Source organism: Mycobacterium sp. E796, from assembly GCF_001672815.1.
Lineage (GTDB): Bacteria > Actinomycetota > Actinomycetes > Mycobacteriales > Mycobacteriaceae > Mycobacterium.
On the sequence record NZ_LZKK01000128.1, the window covers coordinates 1 to 16,353 of the forward strand.

A 16,353-nucleotide genomic window follows, 5' to 3' on the forward strand; every position below is an offset into this window, starting at 1 on the left:
GGGCGTCGTGGTGAATGTGTTCGTCCCCTCCATCGAGGAGAACACCAAGGCCAATGCCAAGGCGTTGGTCCCCCGGGACTCCCCGTCGTCGCAGGCCGCGCTCGTGCAGGGCAGCGCGTTCAGGGAATCCGACTACACCAGCGCGGTCGTCGTTCTTTTCGAGACCCGGGGACGCAAGCTCGGCGACCAGGACCGTCAGTTCTACGACGAGGTGGTCCGGCGCCTGCGCAACGACAAACAGCACGTGCAGTCACTGCTGGACCTGTGGGGCAAGCCGGTCACGAAGTCCGGACAGCAGAGCGCCGACGCGGAGGCCGCCACGCTGACCGTCCGCCCGACGGGCGACACCGGTGATGCCACCTCGAGCCGGTCGATCGACGCCATCCGGGACATCGTGGCGAAAGTCCCGAAACCGCAAGGCCTCCAGACCTACGTGACCGGGCCGGCCGCACTCAACACCGATACGCTCGACGCCGCCGACGCCAGCATGTTCACGCTCACGATCGTGTCGGTGATCGTCATCATCGTCATGCTGCTGCTCGCCTACCGTTCGGTGGCACGAGCCCTCATACCGCTGGTGGGTGTGCTCCTGATTCTGGCGACGGCCCGAGGCGTCGTCTCGTTCCTCGTCGGGCTGCACATTCTGGGGATCTCGTCGTTTGCGATGAACATGCTCGTCGCGTTGGTTCTGGGCGTCGCCACCGACTACGGCATCTTCTTCATCGGCCGATACAACGAGGCGCGCCGGGCGGGTCACGACAAGGAATCCGCCTACTACGAATCGGTCGCCAACACGCAGCACGTCATCCTCGGGTCGGGCATGGCGATCTCCGGGTCGACGCTTTGTCTCAGCCTGACCAAACTCAACTACTTCCGCACCCTGGGCCCGCCGTGCTTCGTCGGGATGGTCGTGGCGGTCGTCGCCGCGCTCACGCTGGGGCCCGCGATGCTTGCGCTGGGAGGCCGCATCAAGTGGTTGCAGCAAATCAGCCCGACGAGCCCGATGTGGCGCCGACTGGGGACCGCCATCACCCGGTGGCCGGCCGCATTCATCTTCGTCGCCCTCCTCGTCGTCCCGTTCTGCGTCATGAACCTCGCCACCTACAAGGTGAGCTACAACGACCGGGACTTCGCGCCCGCGACGGTCGAGTCCGTCGAGGGCTACGCGGCCTCAGACCGGCACTTCCCGAAGAGTCAGTTGTCCGTCGACAACCTCTACGTCAGCGCGGATCACGACATGCGCAACACGACCGACCTGATCACCCTGGACCGGATCGCCAAGACCATCTTGCGGGTTCCCGGCATCTCCATGGTGCAGGGCATCACCCGGCCGAACGGCCGACCCCTGGAACACGCTTCACTTCCCTACTCCATGGGGTCGGTGGGAACGAAGATCGGCGAGAACCTCGCGTTCTTCAAGGACCGGGTCGCCGACATCGACACGACGGCCGACCACATGGGCAAGCTCATCGAGGAAACCACCCAGTTGGAACAGCTCACCGGCCGGCTGGAGGACCTCACCAGCCAGCTGACCGAGGGCACTCACCTCTCCCGCGAAGCGACCGACCGGATGCGCGCGATCACCGACGAAGTCCGGGACAACCTCGCCAACGTCGACGACTTCTTCCGGCCGCTGCGCAGCTACCTGTACTGGGAGCGGCACTGCTACGACATCCCGATCTGCTGGACCATCCGGTCGCTTAACGAGACGGTCGACAACGTCGACCAGGTGAGCGAACAGCTCGGCAACTTGGTGAAGGGCCTCGCCATCATCGACACGGTCACCCCCCAGATGGTCCCCCAGATGCACGCCATGACCGAACACATGGGAACGATGGTCAAGGAAATGCGGGCGATGCAGTCGCTGACATTGGCGATGCAAAGCACGCTGCACGCCATGATTCCGCAGATGGAAGTGATGATCCATCCGATGATCGACATGGCGCAGGCATTCGACAACGCGAAGAACGACGACTTTTTCTTTCTGCCGCCGGAGTCGCTCCAAACCGAGAATTTCAAGGTCGGTCTCGAATTCTTCATGACCCCTGACGGAAAAGGCGCGCGCTTCTCGATTTTTCATGAGGGCGAGGCGATGAGCCCGGCAGGCATTCAGCAGACGAGGAACGCAACCGCCGCCGCACACGAAGCCATCAAACAAACGGCGCTCTCGAACGCGAAATTGGACATGGCCGGCGCCTCACCGACCTACCGCGACGTGGAGGACTTCTCCCACAACGACCTCATCCTCATGATGCTCGCGACGTTCGGGCTGGTGTTCGTCATCGTGTTGGTCATCACCAGGGCGCTGGTCGGGTCCATCTTGGTGCTCGTCATCGTCGTGCTGTCGTTCGCCGGGTCGCTGGGATTGGCGTCGCTGATCTGGGAGACATTGCTTGGCACACAACTGCATTGGCTGAACGTTCCGATCGCGTTCATCGTGCTCGTGGGGGTGGGTTGCGACTACAACCTGCTGCTGCTGTCCCGGTACCGGGAAGAGCTCGATGCCGGCATCGCGACCGGCATGATCCGCGCGATCGCGGGTTCCCTGAGCGTGGCGGTCACGGCGGCCCTGGTCCTGGCCGGCACGATGCTGGCGCTGCTTTCCAGCGACGTGAAGAACATCGGGCAGGCCGGGTCGACGATCGCGATCGGACTGGTCTTCGACATGTTCATCATGCGGCTGTGCCTCGTCATGCCGATCGCCCGAATACTCGGCCCGTGGTTCTGGTGGCCGCAGCGGGTGCTGAGCCGGCCAAGGGCTGCGGCCGGTGTTCGGACGGCGGCCGTTCCGCCGCTGTAGGGTCAGCCGCCGCCGGATCAACGGCTCACAGGGGCCGGAAACACATGCACTGTTCGACGGTCTTGAAATTCTGCCCGCAGTAGATGCACCGCATTCGGCCCGAGCGGCCGATCCTGGCCAGAGAAGCCCGCACCCACTTGCGGTAGTGGAACGTGCACACTGGCTGATGACCACCGCAGGGCTGGTGGCGCAGCGCGAGCCAACTCGCCGGCCGCTCACACCCGTACGCGCTTTCACAGCGCACCGGCTCGGCCCATGCGGACACCACGGCGTCGAACGAGTCGGCCGTTTCGGGCTGGACGGCATCCGACGCATCGGGACGCGGGGTCATGTCGGTGCCTATACCCTCCGCGGCTCTCGTCAATCGCCGCGGCGGGATCCTTTCGCGGGGCGGATACCCGAGTCACACGCGCTCAGACGGGTTCACGCCAGCCGGTAGATGCCGCTGGTGGTTTTCCGCAAGCGGGTATGGGTGCCAGCGGTGATGTGTTTTCCAGCATCAATCTCGATCATTGACACGCACGGACCCAGTCCGCGCGTCGGTTTGCTCCGTTGCGCGGAACCGTGCGGAGCAAGTGCAACGCGAGATGGCGACTAAAAACGTACTGAAGGAAGTGAAGTGGCAGTGAAACAACGGCATCGCGTTGTCGTGATCGGTTCTGGGTTCGGCGGGCTGACCGCCGTCAAGGCACTCAAGCACACTGCCGTCGACGTCACGATGATCGCCCGCACCCAGCACCACCTGTTCCAGCCACTGCTGTACCAAGTGGCGACCGGCATCATCTCGGAGGGCGAAATCGCCCCCGCCACCCGAGTCATCCTGCGGAAGCAGAAGAACGCCACGGTGTTGCTGGGCGACGTGGTGCACATCGACCTCGAAGGCCGCCACGTGGTTTCGGAAGTGCTCGGGCGTCGCTATACGTTCGAGTACGACACATTGATCGTTGCGGCGGGGGCGGGCCAATCCTATTTCGGCAACGACCATTTCGCCGAGTTCGCCCCCGGCATGAAAACCATCGACGACGCGCTGGAGTTGCGCGGGCGCATCCTCGGGGCGTTTGAGCAGGCGGAGCTCTCCAGCGATCCGGTGCACCGGCGGAGGCTGTTGACCTTCACCGTCGTGGGGGGTGGTCCGACGGGTGTGGAGATGGCGGGTCAAATCGCCGAACTGGCCCGGGAGACGCTGAAAGGCTCGTTCCGCAACATCGACTCCGCCACGGCGCGGGTGATCCTGCTGGATGCCGGAGATGCGGTGCTCCGACCGATGGGACCCAAACTCGGGAGGAAGGCCCAGGACCGGCTGCAGAAGATGGGGGTCGAGATTCAGCTGGGCACGATCGTCACCGATGTCGACCACCGTGGCCTGATGGTCAAGGACGCTGACGGGACCGTCCGACGCATCGAATCACAATGCAAGGTGTGGTCGGCGGGCGTATCGGCCAGCCCGTTGGGCCAGGACATCGCCGACCAGTCCGCGGCTGAGATCGACCGTGCCGGACGCGTCAAGGTGCTGCGGGACTTGTCGATTCCGGGCTATCCGAACGTGTTCTTGATCGGCGATATGGCGTATGTGGAAGGCGTCCCCGGCATGGCCCAGGGCGCGATCCAGGGCGCCAAGTACGTCGCTGCAGTGATCAAGAAGGAACTCAAGGGCGCCGACCGCACCGCACGGAAGCCGTTCAGGTACTTCGACAAAGGATCGATGGCCACGGTGTCGCGGTGCTCGGCGGTGGCCAAGGTCGGCCCGATCGAGTTCGGCGGGTTCATCGCCTGGTTGGCTTGGTTGTTCCTGCACCTGGTGTACCTCGTGGACTTCAAAAGCAGGACAACGACATTGGTCTCGTGGATCCTGACGTTCTTGAGCACGCGTCGCGGCCAACTGACGATCACCGAGCAGCAGGCCACCGCCAGCGTCACGCCTCAACAGCTGGCGGACATCGCTGCGGCGAGTTGAGACGAACAGGCTTTCCGCCCCGCCCGTTCAGAAGCCTTGCCTCGCAGCGCTTTACCCTCATTCGGCTCGGCTGGTGTGGTGCGGGATGGTGATGTCGAGGGCGGTGCCCCCTCCCAGGGGGCTGGCCACCCGCATCCAGCCGCCGAGCACCTCGATGCGGTCCTTGAGGCCGATCAGCCCGGAGCCCTTACCCGAGTCCGCCCCGCCGACGCCGTCGTCGGAGATGAGCAGGGCGAGGTTCGTGTCGTCTGCGTGCGCCCGCACCCTCACCTCGGATGCCTGGGCGTGCTTGGCCGCGTTAGTCAAAGCCTCCGCGACCACGTAGTACGCGGCGACCTCGACGGACTCCGGCAACCGGTGGTCAATCGCGACATCGAGGTCGACGGGCACCGGTGAGCGGCGGGCCAGCGTCTTGAGCGCCGCAGACAGGCCGCCGGTCGACAGTACCGCCGGATGGATGCCCCGGGATAATTCCTGCAGCTCGGTGAATACGTCGGTCAAACCCGAAACCGCCTCGGAAAGCTCGTGTTTCAGGGCATCGGACTCGGGAGGCACCGACTCCTGCGCGAGACGCAGTTTCAGGCCCAGGGAGACGATCCGTTGCTGGGCCCCGTCATGGATGTCTCGTTCCAGGCGCCGACGGGCGTCGTCGGCGGCCGCCACGATCCGGGCCCGCGACGCGATCAACTCCTCGCGGGTGGTCGCGGCCGCGATCGCCGTCGCTACCAGTTCGGCGAATTCGACGATGCGTGCTTCGGTGTCGGGCGGCAACGGATCGTGTTCGGTGGTGGCAACCACGGCCAACCCCCACAGCCGCTCGTCCACCACGATCGGCGCCCCGACCCGCGACCGGACACCCAACTCCCGAACGCGGTCGGCGATGGGGCCGTCAGCGCCCTCCCAGCTGTCCATCCGCGCCGCGCGCCGCGTATGCAACACCCTCGCGGCGACGTTGTCGCCCTCGATGCCCAGGCGCTCCCCCACCTCCAAATGCGCCACTCCGGGCGCCGCATGGGAGGCCACGACGACGATCGCCGCGCCGTCGTCCTCGAAACGGAGCACCTCGGCGCTGCCCACGTCCAGGCAGTCGGCCATCTCCTCGGCCACCGCCGAGAACACCTCCGCCTGACTGACCCCTTGTGCGACCAGCGTCGCCACGCGCCGCAGCGCCGTCTGCTGCCTGGCCAGCACGCTCAGGTTGTCGGCGAGTTCGCGCAGGCTATCGCGGCTGGCCTGCAACTCAGATCTGGTGGCGGCGTTGGCAATTGAGGTGCCCACCAGATCCGCGAAGTCCGCCATGCGCGACTCGGTGTCGGGCGGCAAGGGTCCCGTTCGCGACGCCACGCCGACCGCACCCCAGACATGGCCACCGACGACGACGGGGACCGCGATCATGGATTGGATGCCGAGATCACGGATGAACGCGGCCGTCGAGCCGGCCGCGCCGTCGTGGGTGTCCATGCGGGCGGGCCTCCCGGTGCGCAGCACCATCGGCGCGACGTGGTCGCCGCCCAGCGAGAAACGCTGGCCGGCCGTCGGCGCGCTGGTCGCCAATTCCTGCACGCGTCCGACTGCTTCGACGACGACGTCGTCACCGTCGAAACGAATGACCGTCGTGTTGTAGACGTCCAGGCATTCCCCCAGTTGCTCGGCGACCGCCTTGAAGACCTCCGCGGGCGCCGCTTCGCGGGCAACGAGTTCGGCCACCAGGCGCAGCGCCGTCTGCTGGCGAGCGAGGTCGCGCAGGCTGTCACGGCTGGCTTGAAGTTCAACCCTGGTGGCGGCGTTAGCGATTGACGTGGCCACCAGATCCGCGAAATCGGCGATGCGCGCCTCGGTGTCGGGCGGCAGTGGGTCGTTGCGCGACGCCGCGGCAAGCACACCCCACACGTGTGCCCCGACGGTGATGGGCACGCCTACCATGCACCGCACCCCGGCATCGCGAATGCGTGCGGCCGTCACGCCCGCCGCATCGTCGTGGCTGTCAATTCGGGCGGGGCGACCGGTGCGCCGGATGATTGGCCCGATGTGGTCGCCCGTCAGGGGAAAGCGCTCGCCGATCGCCGGCGGGTTCGGCAGTTCCGGCTCGGCGCGGCCAAGGGCCTCGATGACGATGGCATCGTCATCGAACCGGCCGACGGTCGTGTTGTGGACGTCCAGGCAGCCGGCGGTTTCCTCGGCCACCGCCCGGAATACCTGGCGAGGCGGCGCCTCGCGCGCCACCAGTTCGGCCACCCGCCGCAGTGCCGTCTGATGCCGGGCGAGGTCGCGCAAACTGTCGCGGCTCGCCCGAAGCTGTTCTCTGGTGGCCGCGTTGGCGATCGCGGTGGCGACCAGGTCGGCGAAATCGGCCATGCGGGCTTCGGTCTCAGGGGGCATGGGCTTGGTCCGCGACGCGACCGCAAGCACTCCCCACAGATCTGAGCCGACAACGATGGGGACACCAACGACTGATTGCAGCCCGCCCTCACGGATGCGTTCGGCCCACGCGCCCGAAGCGTTCTCGTAGCCATCGATTCGCGCCGGTCGACCGTCTCGCCGAACCATTAGGGCGATGTTGTCCCCCTCCATCACGAACCGTTCCCCTACCACCGGAAGGTTCGGCATCGCGGAATCGGCCCGCGCGACGGCCTCCACGATCGTCGCGTCGTCGTCGTAACGGACCACCGTCGCATTCTGGACGTCGAGGATGCTGGCGATTTCCTCCGCAACCGCGTGGAACACTGCTGCCGGCTGCGCCTCGCGCGCGACCAGTTCCGCCACCCGGCGCAGCGCCGATTGGCGTCGCGCGAGCTCGCGCAGGCTGCTGCGGCTGGAATTCAGCTCTTCACGCGCCGCCGCATTGGCGATCGCGGTCGCGACCAGATCGGCGAAGTCGGCGACGCCCACCTCGGTGTCCGCCGGCAGTGGATCGCCCCGCGAAGCTACGGCGGCCACCCCCCACAGTTGTTCACCGACCATGATCGGAACGCCGACCATCGATCGGATGCCCATCTCCCTCAGGCGTGCCGCCGAAACGCCCTCCGCGTGCTCGTGGTTGTCGACCCGCGCGGGCCGCCCCGTGCGCCGAACGATCGCAGCGACGTCGTCGCCGCCGAGTGGAAACCGCTCGCCCACCGTCGGCGGATTGGGCAGGTCGATCTCCGGACGCCCAAGCGCCGCAGTGACTATTTCATCGCCTTCGTAACGACCCACCGTCGCGTTGTAGACGTCCAGAATATTGGCCATCTCCTCGGCCACGGCGTTGAACACGTCAGCAGGCTCGGCATCGCGGGCGACCAGTTCGGCCACCCGGCGCAGCGCCGTCTGATGCCGGGCGAGCTGACGCAGGCGGTCCCGGCTCGCCCGCAGCCGCTCCTGGCTGGTCTCGAGCATGGTCCGCATTTCGCGGAGTTGCTCTTCTTCCTCGCGTTGCCCGGTGACATCGCGGCCGACGGCATAAAACAACCCGTGGTGCGGCGTGACGCTCCATTCGATCCACCGCGAAGAACCATCACGTCTAATCGCCCGGTTTTCGAAACGAACCGGCCCGCGGCCCTCGGTCAGGTCTTTTATCGGTTCGCGGAGCCGATCCATGTCTTCCGGTGGTACCAATTCGAATGGGGCGGCCATCAAATCGTCCATCGTGTAACCCAGCGTCTTTTCGAAGGCCGGATTGACCTTGAGCAATTGGCCCCGATCGGAAATGACCATGAGGTCGGAAGTAAGTTCGAAGAACTGTTCCAATCCGTGCGGACTCTCGCCCGATCCGTCGCTGGCCTTCACGCGGTCGGTGGCGGCGGCGCGGGCCAGTTCGGACGACAATTCGGCCTCGCGACGGCGATCGGCGGACGCCGCGACAACGGCGGCGACGGCGGCCACAAAGTTGCCGACGAGGGCCACTCCCAACAGGACCGCGTAGATCGTCCCAGTCGGGTCGTCCGGTGCCACTTGCTTGAGGAGAACGACCAGCACCGCTGCGACGACCGAGAACCCCGCCGCGGCCGTAACCGCAAACCTGGGCGCCGGAACTGCCCGCCGCCGGACCGACGCTTTCGAAGGCGCAACCGTTGACGTGCGGGCGGCGCGCCGACGTCTGGGCGACATCTGTTCAGTATGTATCGTTCGAACGTTCAGCAAAGCCCCACGGTTGCTTTTTTGCACTTTGCTCATCGCGCGTCGACCTTGCCACCAGGCAGCGGCGAAGCCGACCAACACACCTGGCAGAGTTCTCACAAAAGGCGAAATGAGCGGCTTTGTCGCATGCCCTGTGCGATGCAGAAGATGTGATGACGGCCAACGCTTACAGCAGTACGCTCATCCGATGGCGGAAACGTCGTACGCGCCCTGCGGCGATTTGAGCCTTGCTTATCAAGTGTTCGGCGACGGGGCCATCGACCTCGTCTTTATCCCGCCCTTTGTCAGCCATGTCGAACTGTTTTGGACGCTGCCCGAATACAAGGCGTTCTTCGAGCGTCTCGGCACCTTCTGCCGCATCGCGATATTCGACAAGGCCGGGGTCGGCTTGTCCGACCCGGTCCCTAAGGTTCGCTCGGTGGACGATCGAGCGGCAGAAATCGGGGCCGTCATGGACGCTGTCGGCTTCGAAAAGGCCGCCCTCCTCGCGTTGAGCGAAGGCGGACCGGCCGCCATCGTGTGGGCGGCACGCCGACCGGAGCGAACCCGGGCGTTGATCCTTCATGGCACGTACGCCTACTTGGGCGGCATCGGATGGGACGACTTGGATCGCAGCCCTGCCGAGATCCGGGCGCGGATGCTCCGCGAGCTGGGAGAGATGTACACGCCATCGACGCAGCAGATCGAACGCTGGCAGGAATTCGGCGACGCTGCCCGCTCGGATTGGGGCGACGGTAGAGCGGTCAAGTGCCTGGTGCCGTCGGTTCGTTCAATCCGCCAGCTCGGGATGATGGAGCGGATGTGCGCGAGCCCCGGGATGGCAAGGGCGACCGTCGAAGCCTCGTTCGGCATCGACGTGCGGCCGATCCTGCCGACTCTCGACGTCCCGACTCTCGTCATCCACGCCCGTGGAGACCCCGGCGTGCCCGTGCAAAATGGCCGATACCTCGCCGACCACATCCGTGGGGCGCAGCTGATCGAGGTCCAGGGCGCAGACCATGCGCCCTGGTTCACCGAGCCCGAACGGACCACGACGGCGATCGAGGAGTTCCTCACCGGCAGCCATACAGCGCCGCCACGATCGCGTCGCGCCCTGCGCACCCTGCTCTTCACGGATATGGTCGCCTCGACACAGCACGCCGCGGCGACCGGCGATGACCAGTGGCGTGCGGTCCTGCAGCGCTTCGACGAAGTCATGCGCGAACTCACCCAGCGGTTCGACGGGACCGTGCTCAAGAGCACCGGTGACGGCCACCTCGCCACGTTCGACGGCCCGACGCAAGCGATCCGCTGCGCCGAGGCGTTGCGCGATGACGCCGACACACTGGGCATCCGGATCCGCAGCGCCGTCCATACGGGCGAGTGCGAACTGCTCGACGGAGACATCACCGGAATTGCGGTACACGTCGCCGCGCGGATCCTCGGGCAGGCCGGTGCCGGCGAAATCCTCGTCTCCCGCACCGTGCGTGACCTTGTCATCGGCTCGGGCACAGGCTTCGACGACCGAGGCACCGTCGAGCTGCGCGGGGTGCCAGGCACTTGGCAACTGCTAGCGGTCGACCGGCGCGGTGCCCGGGCCGGAACGGCTGAGGCCACACTGGCGTCAATGCCCACGCCCGGCCCGCGCACCGCGATGCGTCGATCGGACCGCGCCGTAGAGGCCATCGCCAGAAGAACACCGTGGATCTTGCGGGGGTTGGCCTACCTGACCCCGGGCGCCGACCGCAATTGATCAGAGACGCGTTGAGCCGCAGTGCATTTAGGTTAGTTGACGCAGATCGTGCCCTTCAAATGCGTGCCGTCGCCGGTGAGGCATCCGTTCGGCGGATCCTTGGGTAGCCCGGGCGGCAGGCAGTTCTGCCGGTCGCTATCCCAGTACCAACCGCTCGGGCAGTCGGCCAAATTCTCCGAGCCGGCCGTCGCCACCAGCGACGCCAACCCAATTCCTGCCACGGCCATCGAGGCGGCCATGGCGACTTTCAGGTTCTTCATGTCGGCGTTTTCCTTTCACGTTGACATGCCTTGCCAACAGTGTCGCCATCCTGGGTGGCGGATAGCTGCATGCCAGCCGCAGACCAACCCCCCGGCTAGCACCAATTCGCCGCCGAGGTCCGTCGGCGCGAATCTCGTTGTCAATCATCACAATCCTGACGAATCGTCAGGACGTCGTTGATCCGGCCGGAATACCGGCTGACAGGAATCGCCATTTGACGGTGGCCGTAACGACACGCATCGGCCCGGCCCGCATCCTGATAACAACGCCGCGCAGGCGAGGGACTGCGCGCAAAGCGCTTGCGGCAAGCGCTGTTTCACAGAACCAGGCACAACATGCAAAGACGCCGGCCACGGGCCGGTGCGAAACAACGGAGGAAATCATGGCATACCGGACCGTCAACCCGTACAACAACGAGGTCGTGGCAACTTTCGACGACCTGACCGATGCGGAGGCGATGAACCTTCTTGATCAGGCGCAGAAGACATTTGAGTCCTGGAGCCAGACGTCCTACGCCGAGCGCGCCGCGTTGTGCCAGCGCGCCGCCGCCATCCTCACCGAGCGGCCCGACGAATTCGCCCGCCTGCTGACGCTGGAGATGGGCAAGCTTTACAAGGAGGCGCTGGGCGAGGTGGCGCTGAGCGCGCACATCTTCTCCTACTACGCCGACAACGCCGAGAAGTTCCTGGCGCCCGAGCGCATCGACACGATCAGCGTCAACGACAACGCGATGCTCGTCAGCCAGCCGCTCGGGGTGATCCTGGGCGTGCAGCCGTGGAACTTCCCCTTCTACCAGCTGGCGCGGGTAGCGGCCCCGAACCTGATGGCGGGCAACGTCGTCATGGTCAAGCACGCCTCCAACGTCCCGCAGGCCGCGGCGGCCTTCGAGCGGCTGCTGCTCGAGGCGGGCTTCCCCGAGGGCGCCTACACCAACCTGTTCGCGACCAAGGACCAGATCAACCTGCTGATCGACGACCCGCGGGTGCGCGGCGTGTCGCTGACCGGCAGTGAGGGCGCCGGCAGCGTCGTCGCGGCCCGGGCCGGCAAGAACCTGAAGAAGTCCACCATGGAGCTGGGCGGCTCGGACGCGCTGATCGTGCTGGACGACGCGGACCTCGACAAGACCGTCCCGTGGGCGGTGTGGGGCCGGATGAACAACGGCGGGCAGTGCTGCGTGGCGTCCAAGCGGATCATCGTCGCCGAGGAGATCGCCGACGAATTCTTGGAGAGGTTCTCCGCCGCCCTAGCCGAGCTCAAGGCCGGCGACCCGTTCGACGAGGCGACGACCCTGCCGCCGATGTCGAGCCAGGGCGCTGCCGACGAGCTGAACGACAAGATCAAGGCCGCGGTCGAGGCCGGCGCGACGGCCATCCCGCTCGGCGAGCCGGTGCCCACCACGGGCGCGTTCGTGCAGCCGACGATCCTGACCGACCTGACCCCGGACAACCCCGCCTACTACCAGGAGTTCTTCGGGCCCGTCGCGCTCTTCTTCCGCGCCACCAGCGAGGACGACGCCGTGCGGCTGGCCAACGACTCGCACTTCGGGCTCGGCGGTTCGGTCTTCACCCAGGACCCCCAGCGCGGGGTCGCGGTGGCCAAGCGGATCGAGACCGGCATGGTGTTCGTCAACCACCCCACCTGGACCAAGCCGGACCTGCCCTTCGGCGGCGTCAAGCTGTCGGGCTACGGGCACGAACTGTCCAGCATCGGCATTCAGGAGTTCGTCAACAAGAAGCTCATCAACGTCGTCCCGATCGACGCTCCTGAGTAACCAATTCCCTTCTGACGCAACGTAAAAGGAACGCAATCATGGCTGACTTCACCGTGGGGAAGTACCTCGCGAAGCGGTTCGAGCAGATCGGGCTGAAGCACTACTTCATGGTCCCCGGGGACTACAACCTCGTCCTGCTCGACGAACTGCTGGAAAACGAGAACATCGAGCAGATCGGCTGCTGCAACGAGCTCAACGCCGCCTACGCGGCGGAGGGCTACGCCCGGGTGAACGGCGTCGGCGCCGTGCTCACCACGTTCAACGTCGGGGCGTACTCGGCGCTGAACGGGGTGGCCGGCGCCCACGCCGAACGCCTGCCGGTGATCATGGTGTCGTCGAGCCCCAACACCAACGACGCGGGTGAGAACCACATCCTGCATCACACGGTCGGCACCCACGACTTCACCGCGCAGTACGAGGTGTTCCGCCAGGTGACCTGCGTGGCGGTGCGCATCCAGCACCCCGACAACGCGCCCGCGATGATCGATCAGGCGATCAGCACCGCGCTACGTGAACGCAAGCCCGCCTACATCGAGATCCCGTGCAACCTGTCGGCCGCGCCGTGTGCGGCACCGGCGCCGTTCTCGGAGTTGCCCGGCTGGCAGCCGAGCAACGCACGGACGCTGGCCGACGCGGTCGCGCGGGCCACCGACCTCATCGCCCAGGCGAAGAAGCCGATCCTGCTGGCCGGCGTACATCTACGCTCCTACGGCGCGATCGACGCCTTCCGCGAACTGGCCGAGGCGCTGGGCTGCGCGGTGGCGGTCATGCCGAACGCCAAGGGCTTCTTCCCCGAAGACCACCCGCAATACGCCGGGATCTACTGGGGCGAGGTGAGCAGCCCGCAGTGCCAGGCCATCGTCGACTGGTCCGACCTGATCGTGGCCGCCGGTCCGGTGTTCAACGACTACACCACGGTCGGCTACAGCGCGATGCCGCCGCGCAAGCGGATGATCAACGCCGAACCCCGGGTGGTGCGGTTCCCCGACGCCGAGTTCACCGGCGTGGCGCTGGCCGACTTCCTGAGCGACCTCGCGAAGAAGGTAGAGGCCAACGACGCGACGCTGACGCAGTACAAGCGTCTGCGGGGGACGGCCTCGGTCGCGCGGCCGGTGGCGGCCGACCCGGCGGCCCCCCTGAGCCGGGTCGAGATGTGGCGCCAGATCGAGGAAGACCTGGATTCCAACACCACCCTGTTGGTGGAGACCGGTGACTCGTGGCTCAACGGCATGTACACGCAGCTGCCCGGCGGAGCACGGTTCGAGATCGAGATGCAGTGGGGCTCGATCGGCTGGTCGGTGCCGGCCAGCTTCGGCTACGCGATGGGCCTGGAGGACGATCGCCGGCTGGTCTCGGTCATCGGCGACGGCTCCTTCCAGCTGACCGCCCAAGAGGTGTCGAACATGATCCGCCACCGCCAGGAGGTCCTGATCTTCCTGGTCAACAACCGCGGCTACGTGATCGAGTCGGCCATCCACGACGGTCCCTACAACTACTACAAGAACTGGGACTACGCCGGGCTGGTCGACGCTTTTAACGCCGAGGACGGCGGCGGGCTGGGGCTGAAGGCAACCACCGCAGCGGAATTGGCCGACGCGATCGAAAAGGCCCACGCGCACAAGGGCGGCCCGGTCCTGATCGAGTGCCAGATCCCCAACGACGACGCCAGCCCCGAATTGATTTCCTGGGGGTCGAAGGTGGCCCGCGTCAATTCTCGCCCTGACCCGCGGTTCTGAACGGCGGGTTGCGGCGAGAGCCAGCCGGCCGGTAGTGCGAGTTGCTGAGGCGCACTACCGGCCGGCTTTCGCCGATTTGAGAAAACTTGGTCGGCCGGGAGATCAGCTGATGTGCAGCTTCTCCCGCAGCTGGTTCTTGCGCTCCTGGTACTTTTCGTGCAGCTCCGCCTTCTTGCGCTCGCGCGCCTTCTTGCGGGCCTGCCTCCGCGCCTCCTCGGCGGCCTCCTCGGCAGCCTCGATCTCGGCCAGGACGTCGTCGGCGGACCGACGCAGCACGGTTCCGCCCTGCGCGGTCATCGCGCCGTCGACGACCTCTTCGGCGTATTCGTCTACCTCGGCCAGGAGTGCGTTGTGGCCCGGCGGTACGTGGCGGCCGACCTCGGCCAGCGTCTCGTCTTGCACGTCTGACTGATCGATGTCGTAGATTCCCCCGGCGAGGCCGCCGGCGCCCAGGCCGAGAAGCATCCCCAGCGGGCCGCCGAGGACGCCGACCAGCATGCCGATCAGCCCGCCTGCCAGGAAACCCTCACCGGTGACGTTGTCCGTGTCCTCCGGGATGCGGAGTTGGCCGTCCTCGCTGCGCTCGACAACCGCCGCGCTCTCGAGTTCTACGCGGCCCTCGCGGTCCAGCCCCTTGAGGGTGCTGAGGGCTTGATACGCCTTGCTCGGCTCGTCGAAAGTCACAGCAATCACGTTCACGGTCATGGCTATTGCTCCTTTGATCCCTTACGGCCCGCGGATGGGCGATAGGGACAGTCAAGGCAGCAGACCCGAGTTGCACTAGGGACGTTCGGCCCTCAATGGTCCCCAGTTGACTGGAAGGCACGGCAGGGATTCGCCGAAATCGCGATGACGGCTGCGCTCGGGCGACAGCCAGTTGGGTTAGCGACTGCCGCGCGTCACGACCGAACGCTCACCGCGCCGCTGAGCACTCGCTGCTCGATCAGGTCGCCACCGCGGGCCACACCGCCGGTTGCCCGGAAACCGCCCGCTACCAGGCGGGCGCCTGCCGACATCGTCATCGCTTGCTGCACCTTGGCCGAAAGCCGTTTCACGGTAAGCTTTTTCGCCGGCAGGCGGGTACCGCATCGCGCCACCTCGACCCGCCGCGCGACCTCGAACTGGTCGCGTCCGAACGGCACCACACACACCGGGACGCCGCGAGCAAGGGCCTTCTGGGTGCCCCCCATGCCGCCGTGCGTGATCGCGCACACCGCGCGGTCCAGCACCGGGCCGTGCGGCACGAACTGAACCACCGTCGCGTTCCGAGTCGGGGGGATGTCGGCGGGCAGGCCCGCGGGCAGCGTCGCCACCACGTGCACCGGCAAGTCGGCCAGGGCGGTGATCGCCGTCCTGACGAGTCTCTCGTCGGCCTGTTGTTGCGACGAGGTCGTCACCAGGACGATCGGCCGGTCGATCGCCTCGAGCCACTCGGGCACCTCGTGCATGGCCGGTTCGAACATGCACGGGCCGATCATCTGCACCGCGTCGCCCCAGTCGGTTTGCGGGTACTCAAACGGCTTGCCGCTGGCCACCAGCATCAGCGGAGCCCGCCGGAAGAACCCGTCGGCCGACGTGACCGGCGGTGCGCCGGCACTCGCGCGAATCTTGTTGCCCGCCGGCAGAACCGCCCGCTCCATCATGCCCATCACGATCGGCCGCAGCGCGGCGTCGCGGGCCCGGCCCAGCGGCCCGGCCAGCGGAGCCAGACCCAACCCGAAGGGCGGGACCCCGCGCGACTGCAGCGGCGGCGTGTACGGCGAGAAGCATGCCCACGGGGTGTCGCCCGCGTCGGCGACCGACAGGGCGCCCCAGCAGTTGACGTCGACGATGAGGGCGTCGGGACGCGTGCGAGCCACCGCGTCAGCGAAGTCCGCGACTTCGTAAGCGGCCCGGCGGCAGAACACGTCGACGGCCCTCTTGAGGGCACCCCGCGGGCTGGACGCCTTCCAGTCGTCGTTGACCGTCGCCTCGATCCGGGGA

Annotated in this window: 10 protein-coding genes; 5 read left to right on the forward strand and 5 right to left on the reverse strand. The window is 66.5% G+C overall.

Annotated elements, in window-relative coordinates:
- Positions 1 to 7 precede the first annotated feature (7 nt).
- Positions 8 to 2,800: an RND family transporter gene (locus tag A5706_RS10190; protein WP_068129760.1), complete on the forward strand. Its 2,793-nt coding sequence runs from the start codon at positions 8 to 10 to the stop codon at positions 2,798 to 2,800.
- A 25-nt stretch (positions 2,801 to 2,825) separates the two neighbouring features.
- On the opposite strand, the gene A5706_RS10195 is transcribed toward A5706_RS10190, so the two are convergent.
- Positions 2,826 to 3,131 carry a hypothetical protein gene (locus tag A5706_RS10195; protein ID WP_068129742.1) on the reverse strand — a complete coding sequence of 102 codons (306 nt, stop codon included), beginning with the start codon at positions 3,129 to 3,131 and terminating at the stop codon, positions 2,826 to 2,828.
- Positions 3,132 to 3,419: 288 nt separating this feature from the next.
- On the opposite strand from A5706_RS10195, the gene A5706_RS10200 reads away from it, so the two are divergent.
- Positions 3,420 to 4,754, forward strand: a complete 1,335-nt coding sequence (locus A5706_RS10200) for an NAD(P)/FAD-dependent oxidoreductase (protein WP_068129744.1) — start codon at positions 3,420 to 3,422, stop codon at positions 4,752 to 4,754.
- Positions 4,755 to 4,811: 57 nt separating this feature from the next.
- Here the strand turns inward: A5706_RS10200 and A5706_RS32170 are convergent, their stop codons facing one another.
- Entirely contained in the window at positions 4,812 to 8,708 is a 3,897-nt protein-coding gene (locus tag A5706_RS32170; protein WP_197517801.1) for a GAF domain-containing protein, read from the reverse strand.
- Between the two features lie 349 nt (positions 8,709 to 9,057).
- Here A5706_RS32170 and A5706_RS10210 point away from each other — a divergent pair, with 349 nt between their 5' ends.
- Positions 9,058 to 10,602, forward strand: coding sequence for an adenylate/guanylate cyclase domain-containing protein (locus A5706_RS10210; protein ID WP_068129746.1), 1,545 nt, complete (start codon positions 9,058 to 9,060; stop codon positions 10,600 to 10,602).
- Positions 10,603 to 10,634: 32 nt separating this feature from the next.
- Here A5706_RS10210 and A5706_RS10215 read toward each other — a convergent pair whose 3' ends face one another.
- Positions 10,635 to 10,862 carry a hypothetical protein gene (locus tag A5706_RS10215; protein WP_068129747.1) on the reverse strand — a complete coding sequence of 76 codons (228 nt, stop codon included), beginning with the start codon at positions 10,860 to 10,862 and terminating at the stop codon, positions 10,635 to 10,637.
- Between the two features lie 383 nt (positions 10,863 to 11,245).
- Between A5706_RS10215 and A5706_RS10220 the strand changes: the two genes are divergently transcribed.
- Entirely contained in the window at positions 11,246 to 12,634 is a 1,389-nt protein-coding gene (locus tag A5706_RS10220) for an NAD-dependent succinate-semialdehyde dehydrogenase (RefSeq protein WP_068129750.1), read from the forward strand.
- 38 nt (positions 12,635 to 12,672) lie between these two features.
- Complete coding sequence (locus tag A5706_RS10225) at positions 12,673 to 14,370, forward strand: alpha-keto acid decarboxylase family protein (RefSeq protein WP_068129753.1); 1,698 nt, start codon at positions 12,673 to 12,675, stop codon at positions 14,368 to 14,370.
- 102 nt (positions 14,371 to 14,472) lie between these two features.
- Here the strand turns inward: A5706_RS10225 and A5706_RS10230 are convergent, their stop codons facing one another.
- Together A5706_RS10230 and A5706_RS10235 are read right to left on the reverse strand one after the other, a co-directional pair.
- Positions 14,473 to 15,075: a DUF1269 domain-containing protein gene (locus A5706_RS10230; protein ID WP_068129755.1), complete on the reverse strand. Its 603-nt coding sequence runs from the start codon at positions 15,073 to 15,075 to the stop codon at positions 14,473 to 14,475.
- A 194-nt stretch (positions 15,076 to 15,269) separates the two neighbouring features.
- The coding region (locus A5706_RS10235; protein ID WP_068129758.1) for a glycosyltransferase at positions 15,270 to 16,353 on the reverse strand (1,084 nt) is incomplete at its 5' end.

Bases quoted from the DNA above. Each gene is read 5' to 3' on its own strand.
- A5706_RS10195 (WP_068129742.1), bottom strand. From the start codon at position 3,131: ATGACCCCGCGTCCCGATGCGTCGGATGCCGTCCAGCCCGAAACGGCC.
- A5706_RS10210 (WP_068129746.1), top strand. From the start codon at position 9,058: ATGGCGGAAACGTCGTACGCGCCCTGCGGCGATTTGAGCCTTGCTTAT.
- A5706_RS10215 (WP_068129747.1), bottom strand. From the start codon at position 10,862: ATGAAGAACCTGAAAGTCGCCATGGCCGCCTCGATGGCCGTGGCAGGA.
- A5706_RS10220 (WP_068129750.1), top strand. From the start codon at position 11,246: ATGGCATACCGGACCGTCAACCCGTACAACAACGAGGTCGTGGCAACT.
- A5706_RS10225 (WP_068129753.1), top strand. From the start codon at position 12,673: ATGGCTGACTTCACCGTGGGGAAGTACCTCGCGAAGCGGTTCGAGCAG.
- A5706_RS10230 (WP_068129755.1), bottom strand. From the start codon at position 15,075: ATGACCGTGAACGTGATTGCTGTGACTTTCGACGAGCCGAGCAAGGCG.